Genomic DNA, 971 nt, shown 5'->3' on the forward strand with positions numbered 1-971 from the left:
TCACGCTTGAGAGTCCGCACCACCAATGACAATGCTGGGCTGGTCGTCAGACCAACCAAAACTCGGCAGAGCAGCAACGTCACAGTATCTTGGTGCGGATGATTAAAATGCTCAGCCTGATATTATCAGCGCACAGTTCGACCGCTCGATTGGCAAGCACGCTTCCCAACCTCTCGTCCAAAACCATACGCCGTATTCACGGCATCGATTTTAAGAACCCATTCACAATGTCAAATAGGAGAGCGTCACACGCTCTCGGTATCGCCGGCCCTCGCAAGAGCCGACAAACTGATGTCTTCATCATCTGGAAAATCTTAGGGCAAGGTCACGCTGACCGCTGCGCCGTCAGTCGCAGCAAAGCTGCGCCTTATGGCGCGCTTCGCAGCGCTGGCCGGCTTTGCCGAAGTGCGCCGCAAGCTCTGCTTGCCGCGTCTCTTCGGCTGCAGCTTGGTGGAGCCTATCGGGATCGAACCGATGACCTGATGCTTGCAAAGCAACCGCTCTCCCAGCTGAGCTAAGGCCCCATGCGCAGTCAGCGAGACGAATTAGCAAACGCTAATTCGTACGCTGGCAAGCACGGCCGGCGAAGCTTCAGCTTCGGCCGACGACGCGGGCTTTGCCCGCGGCGCTGCGCGCTTGATTCCGTGGTGGGCCGAGTAGGAGTTGAACCTACGACCTCACGCTTATCAGGCGTGCGCTCTAACCACCTGAGCTACCGGCCCAATACCGTGCCCGCGCATCGCCAGCGTCGTGTCGCTGCTCATCAGAGCGCGACACAGCGCTGGCTGCGCTGATTTCCAGAAGATGAAGGGACATGAGGACGGCGGCTAAAATGTTCTTTGGAATGGAAGAAGCTCTTCCTGGTGGCGAACCATCAGGCGCTTTCTGCCGATATCCTTAGAAAGGAGGTGATCCAGCCGCAGGTTCCCCTACGGCTACCTTGTTACGACTTCACCCCAGTCGCTAAGCCC

The 971-nt window shown here is 57.8% G+C and carries 2 tRNA genes and 1 rRNA gene; all 3 read right to left on the reverse strand.

Annotation, left to right across the window (positions count from 1 at the left end):
• Window positions 1-448: 448 nt before the first annotated feature.
• Window positions 449-524 (reverse strand) — tRNA-Ala (locus tag PX554_RS26500).
• 121 nt (window positions 525-645) lie between these two features.
• A tRNA-Ile gene (locus PX554_RS26505) sits at window positions 646-722 on the reverse strand.
• A 179-nt stretch (window positions 723-901) separates the two neighbouring features.
• Window positions 902-971, reverse strand: a 16S ribosomal RNA gene (locus tag PX554_RS26510); the annotation flags it as partial.

This window comes from Sphingomonas pollutisoli, from assembly GCF_029167165.1.
Lineage (GTDB): Bacteria > Pseudomonadota > Alphaproteobacteria > Sphingomonadales > Sphingomonadaceae > Sphingomonas > Sphingomonas pollutisoli.